A 15,485-nucleotide genomic window follows, 5' to 3' on the forward strand; every position below is an offset into this window, starting at 1 on the left:
AGGTTTAAAAGTTTAAAGTTTAAGGTTGCAATTGAACCTTAAACTTTAAACCCTAAACTATTTTTTAAGCTTCCGCCAACATTTTTTCTCCAGCCTCGATAGCTTCTTCAATTGTACCTTTAAGGTTAAATGCTGATTCCGGTAAGTGATCTAATTCACCATCGATAATCATATTAAATCCTTTAATAGTGTCTTTGATATCAACTAAAACTCCTTTTAAACCTGTAAATTGCTCTGCAACGTGGAATGGTTGAGATAAGAAACGTTGAACACGACGTGCTCTAGAAACCGCTAATTTATCTTCTTCAGATAATTCTTCCATACCTAAAATCGCAATAATATCTTGCAATTGTTTGTATTTTTGAAGAATCTCTTTTACTCTTTGTGCACAGTCATAATGCTCATCACCAAGAATTTGTGGTGTTAAGATACGAGAAGTAGAATCTAACGGGTCAACCGCAGGATAAATACCTAGCTCAGCAATCTTACGAGACAATACTGTAGTTGCATCAAGGTGAGCAAACGTTGTTGCTGGTGCTGGATCTGTTAAATCATCTGCAGGTACGTAAACCGCTTGTACAGATGTAATAGAACCTTTGTTTGTAGATGTGATACGTTCTTGCATCGCTCCCATTTCTGTAGCTAATGTTGGTTGGTACCCTACTGCAGATGGCATACGACCTAAAAGTGCCGAAACCTCAGAACCTGCTTGTGTAAAACGGAAAATGTTATCTACGAAGAATAATACATCTTTACCTTGATCAGTTCCTGCTCCATCACGGAAATATTCAGCAATAGATAATCCAGAAAGCGCTACACGAGCACGAGCTCCCGGTGGCTCATTCATTTGACCGAAAACGAAAGTAGCTTTAGACTCTCTCATTCCTGGCATATCCACTTTAGATAAATCCCATCCTCCATTTTCCATAGAGTGCATGAATTCATCACCGTATTTTATAATTCCTGACTCTAACATCTCACGAAGTAAGTCATTTCCTTCACGTGTTCTTTCTCCTACTCCTGCGAATACTGAAAGTCCACCGTGACCTTTTGCGATATTGTTAATCAACTCTTGGATCAATACTGTTTTACCAACACCTGCACCACCGAACAATCCAATTTTACCACCTTTTGAGTAAGGCTCAATTAAATCGATTACTTTAATACCTGTGAATAAAACTTCAGATGAAGTTGATAAATCCTCGAATTTAGGAGCTTGACGGTGAATTGACATTCCGTTTTCTCCTGTTTTTGGCAAGTTTCCTAGACCATCGATTGCATCTCCAATTACGTTGAATAAACGACCGTAAACATCAGCTCCAATCGGCATTTGGATAGGATTCCCTGTTCCAACTACTTCATAACCTCTACTCAAACCATCTGTTGAGTCCATCGAAATGGTACGAACTGTGTTTTCACCAATGTGAGATTGCACTTCAAGTACTAATAAAGTACCGTCTTTTTTTGTGATTTCTAATGAATCATAAATTTTTGGAAGTTCAACATCTTTACCGTTGAAAACTACATCAACTACTGGGCCAATGATTTGGGCAACTTTTCCTATTACTTTTGACATTACTTATGTATTTATTAAATAGCTATTTAGGTTTATGAAATAGAACTAACCGAAACATATCGATTAGACCCTTTTCTCAGGGTGCAAAGATAATTTTTTAAAATAAAAAATCAATATTTTTTTTGATAAAAAACATAGCCTTTTGTAAATATCCCATTTTCAAATGACAAACATGAAAATGAAAAGGGTAAAAACTCAAAACCATCCCCGTTTAGGGATGGTTTTATATAACTTAACTTTAAACTTTAAAGAGCTTTAGGAAATAATATTCTATAATTTCCCAGATCAACTCCTTTTAGATTTGAACCATAGGTCGTATTAATTGCTTGAGTAAATTTATTTGCAATCATTGCGTAGCCTCTTGGAGAAGGATGCACCCCATCTGTAGAAAATCCACCACCTGTAATGAACGCAGATGTTACTGTAAATCCATTAGCCGAAAATCCAGGACCTGCTACTTGTGTCATTAAAGCATTAATATCAACAAAAGCTAATCCTTTAGCCGTTGCAACCGCTTTGATTTTTGCATTATAAGCGTCTGTAGCTGTTTTTACCAAAGCCGCCTCAGTCGCTGTTAAAATTCCTTTGTCCGCCATTGGATAGGTTACCCCAATTGTACTATTATTTGCTGGAAATCCTGCCTGAGTCGTCCCAATTGTACCAGCCGCAGATAACAACACATAATCTCTCGTTGCTGGCGCATTACTAGCGTGACGCGCTTTACCATAAAGGTTTCCTAAAAACCCAGCAGTTGCTGCTGGATAATTAAATGGAGCGCCTTGAAAAGCAGCAGTAAATAAGGCCGTAGCATCATAACTTAAGGTTTTATCAGCAATTAAAAGTGGATTTGCAGAACTTACAGTTAATGTTTGGAAACGAGCAGGCTGTGAAACTGAAGCTAACATACTGTTCATTGCCCCAAATAAAGGGTTTAATGACGCAATTTGCGCCGCAGCTAACGGAACTGGATTTGTCGCGACGTACGTGAAAAATGGAGTTGTAGTTACGTAAGGAAGATTTGCAACAGCTCCTTTAGCCCCTCCAGAGGTCAATGTATTTATCAAAGCATCATAAGTAGCATCAAAACCTGCACCTGCAGGACCTGCAGAAGGTGTAATTGGATTTGTTCCATCTCCACCACTAACTGCATAACCCAAGACATCATTGTTTCCTATCCAAAGTGAAAAGAAAGTTGGCGCTTGAGACATTGCATAAGCCAAAACGGAAGTAGTACCATTTGGAGCAAAACGAACATAATACGGATTAGCTGTTCCTAAAGAAATACCTGCTGCACTACCGTAACTCGGTGACAGCAAATGAAAACTTTTCGCACCCGGAACACCACAATTATTGTAAGGACCTCCCGAAACTATTGAAGTTAAAATCTCTGTTGTAGGAGTTCCTGCGACTGCAGTTGGAGCTCCACCACCTGTCGAAGCCATTCTTGCCCCAGCGAAAACAGTTCCATTAATTTTAAATCCACCTATATTGTCTGACATAAACGGAATTTTAAAATCCCCGCCGCCAACTGCTTTAAATTGCGTAGCAATTATATTTGTATATGACGCTTTTTGACCTTCAATAAACAAGGCCCCATCAGAATAACCAGCGGTCAATGAATTCCCTAATGCAACATATTTTGAAAAATTAGCAGTCCCAGCTGTTAAAGGCAATCCGTCAGATGAATTAGAATCTACCATTACGGCGTCATCACTATTACACGCTACGAAGGTTAAAGAAACCAATAGTAGCCATTTGAAATTTTTTATCATGGTTGTATGTTTTTTAAAAATTTTATAAGTATTACGGGTTAATTGTCCAAGAAGCAAAATATTGTTGCCCTATCAATCCAGCACCTAATACTTGCGCATATTCTTTACCACCTATATTCGAAGCCCCTAACTTAAGTGTTGATTTTAATTTAGGAAGTTCATAATTGATTTGAGCATCAATTACAGTAGCAGCATCGATTATACCATCTACCATAGTAGATTGCCATAAGTATGCACTACTATATCTTCCACTTACATTAAAACCAAAGTTTTTAAATAATTTTTCGTTTCCGAAAGACGCTTTTACTTTGTGCTTAGGAGTGTTAAAACCAGCCTCAAAACTTGGGTCTTTTGCTTGATCATATTTAAACTCAGCAAAATTATAATTAACACCTACTTCAAAATCTTTGTATACTTTTCTAGACAAACCTAAACCAAAACCAAGAGATTCAATCTCAACTTTAGTATTTGTGTACAATTGAAAAGCTCTAAAATTACTAGTTGAAAGCGCGTGTACCGATTGAAATCCAGGGTCTGTACCTGGAGTAGCACTTGGCGCATCTTGAGTAGTACCGTATAAAGGTGCAACCACATTAAGATTCCCAATAAAGTCATTGTAAATATTATAATATCCATTAACATCTACTGAAAAACCTGATATAAATGAACGATACCCTAGTTCAAAAGCTTTTACCTGTTCTGGTTTAACATAATCAATATTAGTTTTTCTTAACAATGCAGGATTACCAGATGCTGAAAATGCAGCTACTGATGATGCTGTATATGAATTATTATAAGCATTCAATCCATTAATCGTAACAGATGAACCACCAGCAAAAGCTTGTCCTGTAACTGTCGAAACCGGTAGCACTTCGCTATATCTCGTTAAGTTATCCGGAGCTGATCCTAATAAAATTGCGCTACCTACGTTAAAACCGATGTATTGATCTTGAGTAGATGGATTTCTAAAGCCCGTTTGAAATGACGCTCTAAAATTATGTCTTCTACTTTCACCACCAGAATATACTAAAGATACTCTTGGAGAAACATTCCCGTCAAAATTTTGTGCTTTATCATAACGCATAGATCCTGTAAATTTTAATCTGTCGTCTATGAATTTTTTTGTCAACTGCGTATAAACACCATATTCGTTATAATAAATTGGCCCATCTTTATCCGTATATATTCTTCCATGAGAATTCAACTGATACTCTCTGTAAGAACCCCCTACTTGAATTTCAGCAAATTTGATAAGATCTTTAAAATTATAATTAGCATCTGAATGGTAGATTTTAGAATTATCAACCAATTTAGACCCTGAAAGCACACTAGCTTCATTAGTCACTTGACTAAAAGCCGATTTAAATCCAGCACTACCAGGCAATAACCTACCTGTATCTGCTACATTTCTCGCTGCAATATGTGCGTTTTCAGGTGTTGCCCCATTCAAAGTAGCACCAGCATACGTTGCTGCATACTGACCAAACCAGGTTTTGTCATCTTTCCACACTCTATTAATATTAATACCAGTAAAAAGCATGTCATAAGAGTTTCCACCATCTTCTGTAGTAGTATATCCTCTTACAAAGAAGTTTTTCCCTTTAATCTCTAATTTATGTTGTTGCATAAAAAAGTTATTCAAGTAATACCTATTCGCACCTTGATAAACTGCATTACCATAACCAAATTTACTTTGCCAAATAACTTCTAAATTTTCGCTTCCAAACGGTCTATAATGAACAGAGAAGTCAATCTTAGTATTACTAGCTTTATTATCCGTTAGATCCGTTTCATTATACCCTGTTCTACTTACATTATAGTTAGGAAGGATATTATTAAAAGCTGCATATTGAGCCTGAGTAATAGCTCCCGCACCCAAAAGTCCCGCAGCAACTCCTTTTATATTTGTAGTAACCTCATCACCATAAACATTGATACCATCATAATTTACATGACTTCTATCTCTTCCCGCAACAGTCTTGTCATCATAATTTGTAGCATACCAGTCCGTACCACGCATATAGGTAAAGTTAGCTTTTGCAGCTAGCTTTGAACTAAATGCATGTGCCATTCTAATTCCGTAATCAACATAGTCGTTTGAACCAGCTGCTTTTTGGCTTGTTTGTCCAAATTTTGCGTAAGCAGTAATTCCTGGACTTGTAAATGGGCTCTTGCTATTCATAAACAAAATACCATTAAATGCATTTGCACCGTATAAAGCAGAAGATGCTCCTGGAAGCAACTCAACACTTTGAACGTCTATTTCTGACACCCCGATCATATTTCCAAGCACAAAGTTCAACAAAGGAGAAGAGTTATCCATTCCGTCAACCAACTGCATGAAACGCGTATTTGCAACAGTTGCAAAACCACGAGTGTTGATAGACTTGAAAGACAAACTACTTGTATTCATCTGCACTTCTTTTAAATTTTCCAATCCGTCATAAAAAGTAGCAGATGCTGACTTTTTAATATCAGCAACTCCCATTCTTTCGATAGTAACTGGAGACTCTAAAACTCTTTCGGGAGTTCTTGAAGCCGACACCACAATCTCATTAAGTAAGTTCGCCTCATCTTTTAAAGTGACATTTACCTTTTGGTTTTTTGTCGTAATAGTAACTTTAGTCGAAATAAACCCAACACTTGAAATCTCAATTACATAAGGCAATTGACTCGAGGACGTTAAAGTAAATTTCCCTTCACCGTCAGTAACCGTGCCGGCGCTTTCTCCAACGATTTTAATGTTAGCTCCAATAACTGATTGAGCATCACTGTCAGTAACGGTACCTGAAATCGAATTTTGAGCAAAACTTAAGCTGCAAAAAAACAATGACAAAAAAAGTAAATACATTTTCATTTGGTTGAATTTTATTGATTTAGATGACCAAAGTACAATTATTTTTAATATTAATAAAAAAACGTTAAAAATTTTCCATTATTGTTAGCTTTTTAAAGCGGTTTTAACATTTTCAACATTGCTATTTTATCAATTAAAATTAAAATTTTAGTTCAAATTCATCAAAATACTATGCATACATATAAAATTTGTTAAAAAAATGCATTTATCATAAAAATTGAGCTTTTTAAATATTTTAAACAAAAAAAAAGCAAGATTTACATCTTGCTTTTTTTTGTATGAATTTATTGAATTCCTTATTCTACCGTTACTGATTTCGCCAAATTCCTCGGCTGATCCACATTACACTCTCTCATTACCGCTATATGGTACGATAAAAGTTGTAATGGTATTGTTGTGATTAATGGAGACAACGCATCTGAAGTTTCAGGGATTTCAATAACATAATCTGCTAATTCCCTAACTTGAGTATCGCCCTTAGTCACTACAGCAATAATCCTTCCGCTTCTCGATTTAATTTCCTGTATATTACTTACAATCTTATCATAATGACCTTGCTTTGGAGCAATAACCACTACAGGCATTTGCTCATCAATCAAAGCAATTGGACCGTGCTTCATTTCTGCAGCAGGATAACCTTCAGCATGAATATAAGATATCTCTTTAAGCTTTAAAGCTCCTTCTAGTGCAACTGGAAAATTATAACCACGTCCTAAATACAAGCAATTAGGCGCATCTTTAAAAGTAGCCGCAATTTCTTTGGCACGATCATTAGTTTCCAAAGCTTCTCTTACTTTCTCAGGTATTAATTCTAATTCTTGTAAATACATATGAAAGTCCGAAAGAGACAATGTCCCTTTGGCTTTAGCCAAACGCAAAGCGATCATCGTTAACACAGTAATTTGAGTCGTAAAAGCTTTAGTAGATGCAACACCTATTTCTGGCCCAGCGTGTGTATAAGCACCTGCATGAGTCTCTCTCGAAATAGAAGAACCTACTACATTACAAACTCCAAAAACAAAAGCTCCATTCTCTTTTGCTAATTTAATAGCAGCCATTGTATCAGCCGTTTCTCCAGATTGTGATATCGCAATTACTACATCATTACTGTTTATTATTGGGTTTCTGTATCTAAATTCTGAAGCGTATTCCACTTCTACAGATATCCTTGCAAATTCTTCAAAAATATACTCAGCAACTAATCCTGCATGCCATGATGTACCACAAGCAACAATAATAATTCTATCTGCATTTAAGAACTTTTCTAAATTGTCCTCAACTCCAGCCATTTGAATTATCCCTTCATTAGCATGAAGTCTTCCTCTGTAGGTATCTTTTATTACACTAGGTTGTTCGTATATCTCTTTCAACATAAAGTGATCATAACCTCCTTTTTCAATTTGCTCCAAATTCATTTGAAGTTCTTGAATATAAGGATCAACCAAAGAATCATCTTTGATTTTTCTTACTTTCATCTTTTTATGTAATCTAATAACAGCCATTTCACCGTCCTCTAAATACACCGCATTTGAGGTATATTCTATAAACGGAGATGCATCTGAAGCAATAAAATATTCTCCTTCCCCAATACCAATTGCCAACGGACTACCTAAGCGCGCCGCAACAATTTCATTTGGGTTTTTTTTATCAAAAACAGCAATCGCGTACGCTCCTACCACTTGATTAAGGGCAATTTGAACTGCTTTTCCTAATTTAATATTTTCATTCTTTTGAACTTCTTCAATAAGATTCACAAGCACTTCAGTATCTGTATCAGAATGGAAAACATACCCCCTTTTAATTAATTCTACTTTTAAAGGAGCGTAATTTTCAATAATTCCATTGTGAATTATTACTAAATCCCCAGAATTAGAAAGGTGAGGATGTGAATTTACATCATTAGGAACACCATGTGTTGCCCAACGAGTATGTCCAATACCTATTGTTCCATTAGTCGTGATTTCTTTTGAAGCTCGTTCTTCAAGATCGACAACCTTACCTTTTGTCTTACATAATTTAATGGCATCGCCATCATATATCATAACACCTGCACTATCATACCCTCTGTACTCAAGTCTTTTTAATCCTTTTATTACTATAGGATAAGCTTCTCTATGACCTATATATCCAACAATTCCACACATACTTTATCTAATTAGGTTTTGTATAAAAAATTTCAAGTTTCAATCTTTTGTCATCAGCAACCGCTGCAGTACTACCGTAAAAAACTGTACCTAACGGACTCATAACAGAAGCTTTAGGGAATTGAGAAATAACACCGTTTGTAGCTTTTAACTTAGATGAAGTTATAGTATTTATATCTTCCGTGATTACTACGCCTAATTTAACATTAGTAGAATCAGCATTTTTAATTAAATTCCTAATATGATTTGTAATTCTTACTTTATAAGTATTGTCTTCTGTTTTAACAGTATTTAAAAGACCACCAAAAACAATTTTTCCGTTTTTTTCATTTGTTCCAGCACTTCCATCATTATAATAATCTACAATTGGACGATTATTATTTAAATCATAAAGATAAATACGGTTAGGCTTAGATGCAGTTCCTAAAGCCGTTGCATCCACATGAAAAACAAGACTAGCTTCATTTATTAACCATCCGCTTTCTCTAATTGTCTTTAGTTCATTTGTATTAAAAAGCTCTAAAATTGCCATAGAACCTTCACCACCTTTTAGATATAATTTTGAATCTCCAACAGTTGTATTAATGTTTGCTGTATTTGTCGCATTAGCATAAGAAGTATTGATATTACTTTGGTCTAATAAACTAACCGTGTTTCCCGTAAGGTTAAGTACAATAGACTTATCAATTCTCGTAGCATCAGTATCAGATGTGTTTTCTTTATACTTAATAGTAATCTTACCCTTTTTAAAGTCTAACAAAGCCATATTAGAAGAACTACTTCCTGATTTTTCTACTTTAAAGTACAATCCTCTAAAATAATCTTTAAAAATATCATTAGTAGCCAACTTCCCTGAAGCTGAAGCATCAATTATTTTAGTTTTAAAATAACTCGTATTCAAATCCAAACGCATTCCAGGAGCGACGCGAGTAATTACATCTTTTCCATCTGTAGTTACTGTAGTTTTATATTGCACATTACTAAAGAAAAAAGCATCATTCTGACTTGCATCCGAAGAATTATTCAAACGGTTACCAATCTTAGCATTATTGAAATCTGAATTTTGATTCGTGTAATATTTTTGAGCTTCCTGAAAACTGGCAGCAGGATCAAGATCCCTCATAAAATAACCAGACTCATAAACACTCAACATAATTTTAGCATCTGAAGGACCTTGAATTGAATCCAACTTATACGTTCCATCTCCATTAGCATCCGTAGATACTAAGGTACTGAAATATGGAACTGTTAAAACAACACTTTCAATTACTGGATTAATACCGATCGTTGGATTAACAGACTCTAAAACTATTTGCGTTGCAAAATTTGCTGTGGTTGTCCCAAAAGCAGAATTATCATAAATCCCTAATGAATTTACGTTAAGATTATTTGATTGTATGGGCCCTACTTTTTGATTATAAGACACAACACTTGATGTGTATTTTACAAAATCAAAATGATTGTCTCCTATCAGACCATCTCCAATTGAATTATAATCTTTATCACAAGAATAAAGAAAAACAACACACGCAACTAATAGAATTTTCTTAAAAAAAGAATTATTGTACATATTCGATAATAAAAGTTTAAATTGATAGAACCTCGTCTTTATAAAAATTGGTATACGCTTCCGCGAATTCATCTTTAGGGACGAAAGGTAAAAAAGGTTTTCCTGAAGATTCTATAAATTTTGTTAAACTTGGAGACAGACTCTCCGAAGCAATAATAACAGCATCAGAATGCTTAATTGTTGCTTTGATAATACTCTCATAATCTGGGTTTTCTAAATCAGCAATTGCATCTAAAGGAACCCCGTCAAGCTTTATTTTATTAATCATTTCCGCATCTAAAGTTCCTTCAAACGACTGACTGTAAACCGATGTTACAATTTTCGTGTCAGAAAACAAAGCTTCATTTTTATAATAATGCTTCATATAAATTGGTAACATTGCTGCCATCCAGCCATGAACATGAATAATATCCGGAACCCAATTCAGTTTTTTAACTGTCTCAACTACTCCTTTTGCAAAGAAAATAGCACGCTCATCATTATCAGCATACATTACTCCTTCTTCATCAGCAAATGTCGCTTTCCTTTTAAAGTATTCATCATTGTCAATAAAGTACACTTGTATCCTTTCTTTAGGTATACTAGCCACCTTAATTATCAAAGGCATATCCAAGTCATTCACAACTAAATTCATCCCTGAAAGCCTAATTACCTCATGTAACTGGTGTCTTCTCTCATTAATATTCCCATATCTCGGCATAAAAATTCTGATTTGCCCACCTTGATCATTAATCATCTTTGGTACGTCATATGACATTAAAGACACCTCATTCTCAGCCAGGTAAGGCACCACTTCAGATGATACATATAATATCCTCTTATCTTTCATATTGTAATTTGCTAAATTTATTGGTAATAAAAACCACGCAAAATTACAAAAATTTATGCAGTTATTAACTAATATATTATGTTTGCACTAAATTTAAACAAAATACCCATGCCTATTTTCTATGGAAAAGCAGCTTTGATAGACTATTTGAAATCTATTAAGACTCAAAATTCTACCATTGGTTTCGTTCCCACAATGGGTGCATTACATCAAGGACATCTTTCCTTAATGCAACAGTCACTGGCAGAAAACGACACTACTGTGGTTAGTATTTTTGTAAATCCGACGCAATTTAACAATCCTGAGGACTTATTAAAATACCCAAGAACATTAGAAGCAGATATAGAAAAAATAAGAGGATTAAACACTGATATCGTTTTATACGCTCCTGCAGTTGACGATATTTACGAAGGAAAAGTACTGTCCCAGGCTTTCGATTTTGATGGATTAGAAAATCAAATGGAAGGAAAATTCAGACCCGGTCACTTTGACGGCGTAGGAACGATCGTAAAACGTCTTTTCGAAATTGTAACCCCTACAAATGCTTATTTTGGAGAAAAAGATTTCCAACAATTGCAAATTGTAAAAAAAATGGTCTCGAAAAATAAGCTGAAGGTCAACGTAATTGGCTGCGATATTTACAGAGAATCAAATGGTCTCGCCATGAGCTCTAGAAATGAGCGATTGACAGAGCAAGAGCGATCAGACGCATCTATAATTTTCACAACTTTAAATCTCGCAAAAGAAAAATTCAAAACAAATAGCGCGACTGACGTAACAAAATGGGTAGAAAAATCATTCGACAAAAACCCTTCTTTTGACTTAGAGTATTTTCAAATTGCAGATGAAACAACACTTACACCTTGTTTAAGAAAAAGTGACAATAAAAACTACCGCGCTTTCATAGCAGTTACCATTAATAACATAAGATTGATTGACACCATTTCATTAAATTAATTTACTTTTGTAGCATGCAAATTCAAGTATTAAAATCAAAAATTCATCGAGTAAAAGTAACCGGAGCCGATTTAAATTATATCGGTAGTATTACTATAGATGAAAACCTGTTAGACGCCTCAAATATTATTGAAGGCGAAAAAGTTTCCATTGTAAACATCAACAACGGCGAACGCTTTGAAACCTACGCCATAAAAGGAGAGCGTAATTCAGGTGAAATAACTCTCAATGGTCCAGCGGCAAGAAAGGTCCAAAAAGATGACATTATCATTATTATCTCCTACGCTACCTTAGAGTTTGAAGAAGCAAAAACGTTCAAGCCTTGGATTATTTTTCCAAATGAAAACGACAACTCTCTAACTTAAGTCATTTAAAATCAATTCCTCTCTTCAATTTACCACTGTACTTTGAACAGTATTATTATTGTATATTCATGCTGAAACATCCTTTCAGCATGAAACTATTTTACGGATTCTATTTTTTTATTAAAGTAATTAAAGTCTTATATTGCTACTCCATTTAGAATAAAATTAATTTTTTTTAAACACCTCTAAATCATGAAACAGCTATTTGTATTGCTATTCTTTACTTTTTCTATGTTTTCTCAAAAAACTACAGAATCATTTACCTCAAACAAATTAGGAACAACGCGAGAAATAACCGTGGGTTTACCTTCTACCTATGAGCTAAATCCAACTAAGAAATACCCTTTACTAATTTTACTTGATGGCGAATACTTATTCGACCCTTTTTATGGAGCTCTAGATTATGGAACCTACTGGGATGACTTACCGGAAACTATTGTTATTGGTATAAATCAACGAAATAGCCGAATGGAGGATTGCCGCTTTAATAATGACAACGGCTTACCTTCTGGAAAAGGAGCTGACTTTTTTGAATTTATTGGCGGAGAATTACTACCCTATATTGAAAAAAAATACCGCATTGCCCCGTTTAAAATAATTGCAGGTCACGATACTACCGCCGGTTTTTTGAATTTTTTTCTTTACAAAGACAACCCTCTTTTTGACGCCTATATCTCATTAAGCCCCGAATTTGCTCCAGAAATGGAATCTCGAATTCCGGAAAAACTTGCGCAATCAAAAAAAGCCATATTCTACTATCAATCGTCAGCTGACGGCGATATTAGACAACTTCGCGAGCCGATAAAAAATTTAGATGCAAACCTAAAAACCATTGCTAATTCAAATATTGATTATAAGTATGATGAGTTTCAAAATGCTTCACATTACTCTTTGGTTCTTTACTCGATTCCCAGCGCATTATATCAAATTTTTGACTCCTACAAACCCATTTCTTCATCTGAATTTACAGAAAAAATCGTGACCCTTCAAAGCGGGTATGTTGATTATCTGACAAATAAATATGATTTAATCTCAAATAAATTAGGGCTAAAGATTCCGGTCAGACTAAATGATTTTAAAGCAATTGAAGCTGCTATTTTAAAAAACAACGCTTATAATGAACTAGATAAATTAGCTGAAATTGCCGATAAAAACTACCCAAAATCAATGTTAGCCTCCTATCAATTGGGTTTAATGTATGAGAAAAAGGGCGATGCAAAAAGAGCAGCTAATAAATACCAACAAGCATCTCAACTAGAAGAGATTGGTAACTTAACAAAAGACATGATGTTTGATAAATATGACAGCATGAAAAGTTTAACACAAAAAAAATAATGTCGAAAGTAAAAACTTCTTTTTTCTGTCAGAATTGTGGCGCCCAATATGCAAAATGGCAAGGGCAGTGTAACTCCTGCAAAGAATGGAATACCATAGCCGAGGAAATTATCCAAAAACAAGAAAAAGTAGCCTGGAAAAGTGAAACAACCATAACAAGTAAAGCACCCAAGCCTTTAAAAATAAATGAAATCGATTCTACACAGGAAATCCGCATGGATACTAATGACTCGGAATTAAACCGAGTACTTGGAGGAGGAATCGTTCCTGGATCTCTCATATTACTAGGTGGCGAACCCGGAATAGGAAAAAGTACATTGTTGCTTCAAATTTCACTAAAATTACCGTACAAAACTTTATATGTTTCTGGCGAAGAAAGCCAAAAACAAATAAAAATGAGAGCAGAAAGAATTACAACATCGAGTGACAACTGTTATATCCTTACCGAAACAAAAACGCAAAATATCTTTAAGCAAATTGAAGCTATTGCCCCCGAAATTGTAATTATTGATTCAATTCAAACATTGCACACCGACTACATTGAATCCACGGCAGGAAGTATTTCTCAAATACGAGAAACAACAGCTGAACTAATCAAATTTGCCAAAGAAACCAACATTCCCGTTATACTGATTGGCCATATTACCAAAGACGGAAACATTGCTGGACCAAAAATATTGGAACACATGGTTGATACTGTTTTACAATTTGAAGGAGATCGCAACCACGTCTACCGCATTTTACGCTCATTAAAAAATCGTTTTGGTTCGACAGCTGAAATTGGAATTTATGAAATGCTGGGAAGCGGACTACGCGAAGTCTCCAATCCATCCGAGATATTAATTTCGCATAAAGACGAAGAACTATCCGGTACAGCGATTGCCTCTACCTTAGAAGGTATGCGACCATTAATGATTGAAATACAATCATTAGTCAGCACTGCAGTTTACGGAACACCGCAGCGAAGCACAACGGGCTACAACGCCAAGAGACTGAATATGATTTTGGCCGTTCTGGAAAAAAGAGCTGGTTTCCGTTTAGGAGCCAAGGATGTATTTCTAAACATTACCGGCGGAATCAGCGTAGATGACCCAGCTATTGATTTAGCGGTCGTAGCGGCCATTTTATCCTCCAATGAGGACATTCCGGTGAATAAAGATTTTTGTTTTGCTGGCGAAGTCGGTCTATCAGGAGAAATTCGTCCTGTGAACCGCGTAGATCAACGTATTCAAGAAGCTGAAAAACTGGGATTCTCGACTATTTTCGTATCCAAATACAATAAAATCACATTAAAAAATACCGGAATAAAAATTCAACTTGTAGCAAAAATCGAAGATGTAGCCAGTATGTTGTTTGGATAAAAATTAATTGCAATTTCAAACCAGAAATCCAATACAGTTAAAGCAGCGCATATTATTAACATGATCTTTAGTTATTTACATGTTAATTTTTATGCTATCGCTAATTAATTTCGTATTTTTATAAAACGAATCTTTTTTTCCTTTTAAAGGCTACTATAGCGTTGACTTTTGACAAATCACTGATTCGAAACCATCAATCTAAAAGCAATTTTAGACTACGCATTCAATATCACTTTCCTATTAAAATTAGAACTGTCTACTATAATTAATAACATTATTAAACGTATAAAAGATGAAAAAGCAAACAGGTATTTGGATTGACTCAACAAAAGCAATCATTGTAACTCTCGAAGATGGAAAAGAAGCAGTTAGTGAAATCCAATCTGATCTTGAGAATAGAGTATATCATGATAAAGAAGGTGACAAAGGAAGCTTTTTTGGCGGTCAGCATATTGATTCTCAAAAATCCTTTGACGAAAGAAAGAAGCATCAAATTAACAGCTATTTTAAGGACATCATATCCACTGTTAATGAATCTGATGAACTTTACATTTTTGGGCCTGCAGAAACAAAAACAAAACTTCAACAAAAAATCAATGGTGAAAAATCGACGATTGCTAGTAAATTAAAGTCAGTTGAAACGGCGGATAGTATGACCTCTAACCAGATTATTGCCAAAGTAAAAAAATTCTACAATCAAAAATAACGTCATTTACCAC

The 15,485-nt window shown here is 34.9% G+C and carries 11 protein-coding genes; 5 read left to right on the forward strand and 6 right to left on the reverse strand.

Going from position 1 to position 15,485, the window contains the following annotated elements:
- Nucleotides 1-64: 64 nt before the first annotated feature.
- The 6 genes from atpD to BLV35_RS04200 all read right to left on the reverse strand — a co-directional run bounded on the left by atpD (nt 65) and on the right by BLV35_RS04200 (nt 10,748).
- The gene (gene atpD / locus BLV35_RS04175; RefSeq protein WP_073204939.1) at nt 65-1,576 is read right to left on the reverse strand and encodes a F0F1 ATP synthase subunit beta; all 1,512 of its coding nucleotides are present in this window, start codon (nt 1,574-1,576) and stop codon (nt 65-67) included.
- A 245-nt stretch (nt 1,577-1,821) separates the two neighbouring features.
- On the reverse strand, nt 1,822-3,348 hold the full coding sequence (locus BLV35_RS04180) for an SGNH/GDSL hydrolase family protein (RefSeq protein WP_091085197.1): 1,527 nt from the start codon (nt 3,346-3,348) through the stop codon (nt 1,822-1,824).
- Nucleotides 3,349-3,379: 31 nt separating this feature from the next.
- The gene (locus BLV35_RS04185) at nt 3,380-6,205 is read right to left on the reverse strand and encodes a TonB-dependent receptor (protein WP_091085199.1); all 2,826 of its coding nucleotides are present in this window, start codon (nt 6,203-6,205) and stop codon (nt 3,380-3,382) included.
- A 296-nt stretch (nt 6,206-6,501) separates the two neighbouring features.
- Nucleotides 6,502-8,349 (reverse strand): glutamine--fructose-6-phosphate transaminase (isomerizing), encoded by a 1,848-nt coding sequence (gene glmS, locus BLV35_RS04190; RefSeq protein WP_091085202.1) that lies wholly within the window; start codon nt 8,347-8,349, stop codon nt 6,502-6,504.
- A gap of 7 nt (nt 8,350-8,356) precedes the next feature.
- Complete coding sequence (locus BLV35_RS04195; protein ID WP_091085204.1) at nt 8,357-9,919, reverse strand: BamH family beta-barrel-assembly machinery protein; 1,563 nt, start codon at nt 9,917-9,919, stop codon at nt 8,357-8,359.
- Nucleotides 9,920-9,935: 16 nt separating this feature from the next.
- On the reverse strand, nt 9,936-10,748 hold the full coding sequence (locus BLV35_RS04200) for a glycogen/starch synthase (protein WP_091085210.1): 813 nt from the start codon (nt 10,746-10,748) through the stop codon (nt 9,936-9,938).
- Nucleotides 10,749-10,826: 78 nt separating this feature from the next.
- On the opposite strand from BLV35_RS04200, the gene panC reads away from it, so the two are divergent.
- The 5 genes from panC (at nt 10,827) to BLV35_RS04225 (ending at nt 15,472) form a co-directional block, all read left to right on the forward strand.
- The gene (panC, locus tag BLV35_RS04205; protein WP_091085213.1) at nt 10,827-11,705 is read left to right on the forward strand and encodes a pantoate--beta-alanine ligase; all 879 of its coding nucleotides are present in this window, start codon (nt 10,827-10,829) and stop codon (nt 11,703-11,705) included.
- A gap of 14 nt (nt 11,706-11,719) precedes the next feature.
- The gene (gene panD / locus BLV35_RS04210; protein ID WP_091085215.1) at nt 11,720-12,070 is read left to right on the forward strand and encodes an aspartate 1-decarboxylase; all 351 of its coding nucleotides are present in this window, start codon (nt 11,720-11,722) and stop codon (nt 12,068-12,070) included.
- Between the two features lie 192 nt (nt 12,071-12,262).
- Complete coding sequence (locus tag BLV35_RS04215; RefSeq protein WP_091085218.1) at nt 12,263-13,405, forward strand: alpha/beta hydrolase; 1,143 nt, start codon at nt 12,263-12,265, stop codon at nt 13,403-13,405.
- Nucleotides 13,405-14,766 carry a DNA repair protein RadA gene (gene radA / locus BLV35_RS04220; RefSeq protein WP_091085221.1) on the forward strand — a complete coding sequence of 454 codons (1,362 nt, stop codon included), beginning with the start codon at nt 13,405-13,407 and terminating at the stop codon, nt 14,764-14,766. The genes BLV35_RS04215 and radA overlap by 1 nt, the downstream gene beginning before the upstream one ends.
- Before the next feature lie 292 nt (nt 14,767-15,058).
- Nucleotides 15,059-15,472 (forward strand): hypothetical protein, encoded by a 414-nt coding sequence (locus tag BLV35_RS04225; protein WP_091085223.1) that lies wholly within the window; start codon nt 15,059-15,061, stop codon nt 15,470-15,472.
- The last annotated feature ends 13 nt before the right edge of the window (nt 15,473-15,485 follow it).

Origin of the sequence: Flavobacterium gillisiae (genome assembly GCF_900107635.1) — a bacterium.
Lineage (GTDB): Bacteria > Bacteroidota > Bacteroidia > Flavobacteriales > Flavobacteriaceae > Flavobacterium > Flavobacterium gillisiae.

Excerpts from the sequence above, each read along its gene's own strand:
- BLV35_RS04185 (WP_091085199.1), bottom strand. The coding sequence starts at position 6,205 with ATGAAAATGTATTTACTTTTTTTGTCATTGTTTTTTTGCAGCTTAAGT.
- radA (WP_091085221.1), top strand. The coding sequence starts at position 13,405 with ATGTCGAAAGTAAAAACTTCTTTTTTCTGTCAGAATTGTGGCGCCCAA.
- BLV35_RS04215 (WP_091085218.1), top strand. The coding sequence starts at position 12,263 with ATGAAACAGCTATTTGTATTGCTATTCTTTACTTTTTCTATGTTTTCT.
- BLV35_RS04180 (WP_091085197.1), bottom strand. The coding sequence starts at position 3,348 with ATGATAAAAAATTTCAAATGGCTACTATTGGTTTCTTTAACCTTCGTA.
- BLV35_RS04225 (WP_091085223.1), top strand. The coding sequence starts at position 15,059 with ATGAAAAAGCAAACAGGTATTTGGATTGACTCAACAAAAGCAATCATT.
- atpD (WP_073204939.1), bottom strand. The coding sequence starts at position 1,576 with ATGTCAAAAGTAATAGGAAAAGTTGCCCAAATCATTGGCCCAGTAGTT.
- glmS (WP_091085202.1), bottom strand. The coding sequence starts at position 8,349 with ATGTGTGGAATTGTTGGATATATAGGTCATAGAGAAGCTTATCCTATA.
- panD (WP_091085215.1), top strand. The coding sequence starts at position 11,720 with ATGCAAATTCAAGTATTAAAATCAAAAATTCATCGAGTAAAAGTAACC.
- BLV35_RS04195 (WP_091085204.1), bottom strand. The coding sequence starts at position 9,919 with ATGTACAATAATTCTTTTTTTAAGAAAATTCTATTAGTTGCGTGTGTT.
- panC (WP_091085213.1), top strand. The coding sequence starts at position 10,827 with ATGTTTGCACTAAATTTAAACAAAATACCCATGCCTATTTTCTATGGA.
- BLV35_RS04200 (WP_091085210.1), bottom strand. The coding sequence starts at position 10,748 with ATGAAAGATAAGAGGATATTATATGTATCATCTGAAGTGGTGCCTTAC.